The organism is Roseiarcus sp. (assembly GCF_052145395.1).
GTDB lineage: Bacteria > Pseudomonadota > Alphaproteobacteria > Rhizobiales > Beijerinckiaceae > Roseiarcus.
Genome location: NZ_JBKQOT010000849.1, coordinates 1 through 5,438, shown reverse-complemented (window position 1 = coordinate 5,438; position 5,438 = coordinate 1). Strand labels below are relative to the sequence as shown.

Below are 5,438 nucleotides of genomic sequence, written 5' to 3'. Positions count from 1 at the left end.
CGCGTACGCCGTCAACCGGCGCGTTCAAATTCAGCGCGCAGGCCCTATGGCGTCCGTCCCGAGGCGGAACCGAAGGACCTCTCCGCGCAAGGCCCCCACCAGATAGAGCGATCCCGTGACGAGCAGCCACATACCGTTCCTCCGCGCGAGCTCGACCCCGCGCCGGAACGCCCGCTTCGGGTCGGGCTCGACCTCGCTCGGGCGCCCGAGGGACGCCGCGATCGCATGAAGCTCCGCGGCGGGGCGCCCGCGTGTGGCGGAGGGGACGTTCGTGCACACGATCGTCGAGGCGCGCCTGCCGACCTCGGTCAGAAAGCCTGCGGCGTCCTTGTCCTGCGCCAGCGCGACCACGGCCACGCACGGGCCAGTGAATTCGGGCTCCCGTGCGAGATCGGCGAGCACCGCGGCGATGTTGAACGGGACATGCGCGCCGTCGAGCATGACCGGCAGGGGCCGCGGTCCGCCTGCGAGCGTGAAGCGCTCCATCCGGCCGACGAGTCTTGCACGAACGCGGGCTTGCTTGTCGAGGAGCGCCGCGCCGACCGGCGCCCCGCCGCGCGTCGTCGCGCCCTTGCGGCCGAGGGCGTCGAGAACGGCGCCGGCGAGCGCCGCATTGGTCTCCTCGACCGTCGCGCCTTCGCCGGCGTTGCTTCGCAGGACCGCGCAGCCGAGCGCGCTCGCCCTCGCATGGACCACACGTCCGGCCTCGTCGTCGGGCGCAAGCGTCGTCACGACGGTAGCGCTGGACTTCACAATGCCGGCCTTTTCGCCTGCGATTGCGGCGCGCGTCGCGCCGAGAATATCGGTGTGCTCGAGCCCGATGTTGGTGACGACCGCAACCTCGCCGTCGACGATGTTGGTCGAGTCGAGCCGTCCCCCGAGGCCCACCTCGACGATCGCCCATTCGACGCCCGCCTCGCGGAAGATCACGAAGGCCGCCAGGGTGAGGCAGTCGAACCAGGTGGCGTCGGCCGCCGCCGTGCCCTCGCGCCGCGCGGCCTCGTAGGCGTCGAGCGCTCGGGTCAGCCCGCGCGCCAGCGTCTCCGGATCGACATCATGGGCCTGAAGGCTCACGCGCTCGGTCACGCGCTCGACATGGGGCGAAGCGTAACGGCCGACCCGGAGTCCCGCGCGCGTGAGCCCGGCCTCGATCAGCGCCGAAACGGAGCCTTTGCCCTTCGTTCCCGCGACATGGACGGCGCGGAACGCTTTCTGCGGATCGCCGAGCCGGGCGGCGAGATCGCGCGCGGGCTCGAGCCCGACGCGCATGCGGCTGCGCGGCCGGCGCTCCCAGTCGGTCAGCGCGTCGAGCCGCGCCATCGCCGCGGCAAGCTCGGAATCCTCAGCCATGCCAGCACGTCAGGGAAAACGGTCAGACGCCCGCCCGCCAAGGCTCGTTGGGCGGCGTTCACTGGAAAGGGCGCTCGGTTACGCCGAATCCACGACCGCGTCAAAAGTCTTCGTCGTACGTGAGCGGCTCGATGCAGGCCGTTCCCCTGCCGCGCGGCCGCTCGCCGGCGGGGGCGACGCCGGTGACGAGATACATGACCGTCTCGGCGATGTTGGTGGCGTGATCGCCGACCCGCTCGATGTGCTTGGTGACGGACATCATGTGGGCGCAGAAGCTGATGGCGCGCGGATCGTCGATCATCTGGCTCAAAAGGTCGCCGTAGACGGAGCCTTCGAGCGAGTCGAGGTCCGCATCGCGCTCCCAGACCTTGCGCGCGCGCTCCGCGTCCCGATCGACGTAGGCGCCGAGCGCGTCGTTCATGAGGTTTATCGCCAGTCCGCCCATGTGCTTGTGGCCGAGGATCGCACGGGGAATCCGAACGGCCGAGCCGACTTTCACAGTGTGGTCGGCGATCGATCCGGCGTGGGCGGCGATCCGACCGAGGTCGCCCGAGATGCGGAAGGCCGCGACGACGTCGCGCAGGTCCGCGGCGACCGGCGCGCGGCGCGCGATGGTCAGGATCGCCTCGGACTCGACCCGACGCCGCAGCTTGGCGAAGCCCAGGCCGGTCGTGACGACCTCCTGCGCGAGCCCGACGTCGGCGTCGGTCAGCGAATCAAGGGAATCGACAAGCATTTGCCGCACGACCCCGCCCATCTCGATGATCGTGCGGCCGAGCGCGTCCAACTCTCTGTCGTAGGCTTTGACGGTATGGTCGGCCACGGTGCGGATCCGTTCGTGAGAAACTTGATTCTGCACCCATAGCCTGTTTGCGCGAATGTCTTTTGAAGGCAAGACGCCGTCGGCGAGGCGCGATTTCCGCGCTCGGCTCGCGGGCCGCCGGCGAGCCGCGCATTTCACGCCGGCGCGATCGATGCGGAGCGTCTTCGGCGCCGGCCGCCTTCGTTCGGCGCCGCTTTCGGCGCGGGCAGGTCGATCCGCCGGGCGAGGTTGGGAAAGGCGTCCGTCTTGTTGGGGATCGCCATGGCGGCGACGAACAGGGACTGGAAGCTCGGCTCGATCGCGGTCTCGACCTTCTCGATGGTGCGCGCCACGCGCTCGATCTCGGCCCGCGCCGCGCGATTGAGAAGGGCGATGCGCGCGCCGGTCCCGGCGGCGTTGCCGGCGCTCGCGACCTTTTCGAGGTCGCAGTCGGGGATCATGCCGAGCGCCATGGCATAGACCGGGTCGATCTGGGCGCCGAACGCTCCGGCGAGGGTGATCCGCTCGGGAGCGGCGCCCCGGCGCTCGATCAGGAGCTTCGCTCCCGCGTAGAGCGCGGCCTTGGCGAGCTGGATGGCGCGGACGTCGGTCTGATGGATGAGGAGCCGTGGCGGCCCCTCGTTCAGAACATAGGCGAAGGCGCGGCCGACTGGCTCGACGCGCGACGTGTGTTGGGCCAGCGCGCCGTCGATCACGCCGTCCTCAGTGACGACGCCCGCCAGAAACAGCTCCGCGATCGCCTCGATGATTCCCGAGCCGCAGACGCCGGTGACACCCAGGCCCACCGTCGCATCGGCGAAGCCCGGGTCGCCGGACCAGAGGTCGCAGCCGATCACCTTGAAGCGCGGCTCCAGCGTTTCCCGGTCGATCCGGACCCGTTCGATCGCGCCGGGAGCCGCGCGCTGGCCGCAGGAAATCTGCGCGCCCTCGAAGGCCGGGCCGGTCGGGGAAGAGGCCGCCAGTAGCCGCTCGCGATTGCCGAACACGATTTCCGCATTGGTGCCGACGTCGGCGATCAGCCGCAACGCATCGCCGAGATAGGGCGCCTCGGCGAGCACGACTCCCGTCGCGTCGGCGCCGACATGGCCTGCGATGCAGGGGAGCGCATAGACAACGGCGCCGGGCGCGACGTCGAGCCCGAGGTCTCGGGCCTTCACCTCGCAGGCGCCGTCGATCGCCAGCGCGAACGGCGCGCTGCCCAGCTCCGTCGGGTCGAGCCCGAGCGCGAGATGGTGCATGACAGGATTGCCGACCAGCGTGACCTCGACAATTTGGTTTCGCGCGACGCCGGCTTGATGGGTCGCCTCGCCGATCAGCGCGTCGATCGCGTCCCGCACGGCGCGGGTCAGCTCCGCCTTCCCGCCCGGATTCATCATGGCATAGGAGACGCGGCTCATCAGGTCTTCGCCGAACCGGATCTGCGGGTTCATCGCCCCGACGGAGGCGAGAACCGCGCCGCTCGCGAGATCGCAGAGGTAGGCGGCGATGGTCGTCGAGCCGACGTCGACCGCAAAGCCGTAGGCGTCGATGGCGAAGCCCGGGAACAGGGCGACGATCTCCCAGCCGTCGCGCACCGCGGCGGTGACCGTCCAGCCGCCGGCGCGCAGCGTCGTCTGCAGCGTCTTCAGGACGGCGAGGTCGGCGGTCGCGTCGGCTACTCCCCATTGCTCGGCCAGCGCCTCCTGCAGGCGCCGGAAATCGCTCGATGGGTCGCTCATGTCCGGCTCGCGGACCACGACCATATGCAGGCGCACGACCGGATCGATTTCGATCGCGTGCTCCTCGGCGCGCTTGCGCACGACCTGGCGGTGCACCTGGCTCTCGGGCGGCACGTCGACGACGAGGTCGCCGCAGATTCTTGCCTGGCAGCCGAGCCGCCGACCCGACGGAAAGGAGCCGCGCTTCTCGACGTAGCGCTGTTCGACCGCGCTCCACGGGCTCGCGTGATCTGCGCGCGAATCGACGGCGTGCTTGGCGAAGGCCCCTTCGGCGACGTCGACCTGGCAGCGGCCGCAGATTCCGCGCCCGCCGCAGACTGAATCGAGGTCGACGCCGAGGCGGCGCGCCGCCTCGAGCAGGCTCGTTCCCTCTGCGAATCCGCCGCGCTTTCCGGACGGCGTGAAGACGACGCGGTGTTCGGTCACCTGTTTCCGGCCCCGTTCGTGACTGCGCCGGCGAGCGTCACAGCCGCGTCTCGCGCCCGTCGCGCCTTGCGAGCAAGGCGAGCCTATGCGCATCGTATTCGGCTTCCAGCCGCGCCGCTGCGGCGGCGGCCTCCGCCTCGAGGTCGTCGCCGCAAGGCGCCGGATCGCTGCGGCGCCATTCGGCGAGATAGGCGTCGTCGCTCTTCGCGCCCGCGTGCATCGCCGCCGCGTCGATGGCGCGGATGAACTTCTCGGGCAGTTCGCGCCGAGCCGCCTGCCGTCCGGACTTGACGACGACCTGGCTCGGGATGTCGCGCCAATAGACGATGATCAGGTCGGCCATGTCCCCGCCATTGTCTTGCGCCCGTCGCGCCCCGCATCGGTCAGGAACGCCGCAATCCCGTCGAGCCCGGTGAAGCGGCGCTCAAAGGCGAGGCCGAGCCGGTCGGCGGCGGCGCGCGCCTTGGCTGCGGTTTCCGGGTCGTCGAATTGCGCGAGATGGACGACGCGCCGGTAGGCGCCGAAATAGGCGTCGCGCAGGTTCGGGAAGCGGTCGAGGCCGAGGCCCTTGATGACCAGCGTTTCGAAATGCCGGGCGAGAAAGTCAGTAAGGTAGAAGGTTCCCGGCTCCTCCTCGGCGAGCGCGGCGAAGGCCGACTCGCCGCCATAGAAAGCGTAGCAATGCGCGCCGGCGATGCGCGTGACGCCCTCTTCCCTCAACACCTCGTCGAGCGCGCCGCCGGTTCCGCAATCGCCGTAGAGGCACATAATCTCGTCGTAGGCGACGCGGTTGGCGCGGATCGTCGCGCGCATCCTCTCGGGAATTCGGTCCGGCCGGTTGTGCAGGCTTGCCGGCAGACAGGTCACGTCGATCCCGTCGAGGCCGAGCGCGAGGACCTCGCGCGCCAGCGCCCCGCAGGCGATGACGAGCACCCTGCGCGCTCCCTCATTGCGGCCCGGATAGGCCGGCGCGTCGTCGACGTCGGTTTCGGCAGGTCGGGCCTTCCGGGCGGTCATGCGTCCTCGCGCGCCGCAATGGTCCCTTGCCGGCGGGCGATGAGGGCCCTGGCGGTCTCGACCGCCGCCGACGCGTCGCGGCAATAGGCGTCGGCGCCGATCGC

At 70.4% G+C, this 5,438-nt stretch carries 5 protein-coding genes; all 5 read right to left on the bottom strand.

The features are described from left to right. Positions 1 to 30: 30 nt before the first annotated feature. Complete coding sequence (locus ACLP25_RS29590; RefSeq protein WP_442472667.1) at positions 31 to 1,350, bottom strand: bifunctional folylpolyglutamate synthase/dihydrofolate synthase; 1,320 nt, start codon at positions 1,348 to 1,350, stop codon at positions 31 to 33. A gap of 100 nt (positions 1,351 to 1,450) precedes the next feature. Further along, positions 1,451 to 2,173 carry a phosphate signaling complex protein PhoU gene (gene phoU, locus ACLP25_RS29585; protein ID WP_442472666.1) on the bottom strand — a complete coding sequence of 241 codons (723 nt, stop codon included), beginning with the start codon at positions 2,171 to 2,173 and terminating at the stop codon, positions 1,451 to 1,453. 134 nt (positions 2,174 to 2,307) lie between these two features. After that, a complete protein-coding gene (locus tag ACLP25_RS29580) occupies positions 2,308 to 4,317 on the bottom strand; it encodes an ASKHA domain-containing protein (RefSeq protein ID WP_442472665.1) in 2,010 nt (669 codons plus the stop codon). Between the two features lie 37 nt (positions 4,318 to 4,354). Further along, a complete protein-coding gene (locus ACLP25_RS29575) occupies positions 4,355 to 4,660 on the bottom strand; it encodes a virulence factor (RefSeq protein ID WP_442472664.1) in 306 nt (101 codons plus the stop codon). Beyond that, positions 4,648 to 5,334, bottom strand: a complete 687-nt coding sequence (locus ACLP25_RS29570; protein WP_442472663.1) for a DUF1638 domain-containing protein — start codon at positions 5,332 to 5,334, stop codon at positions 4,648 to 4,650. The genes ACLP25_RS29575 and ACLP25_RS29570 overlap by 13 nt, the downstream gene beginning before the upstream one ends. Between the last annotated feature and the right edge of the window lie 104 nt (positions 5,335 to 5,438).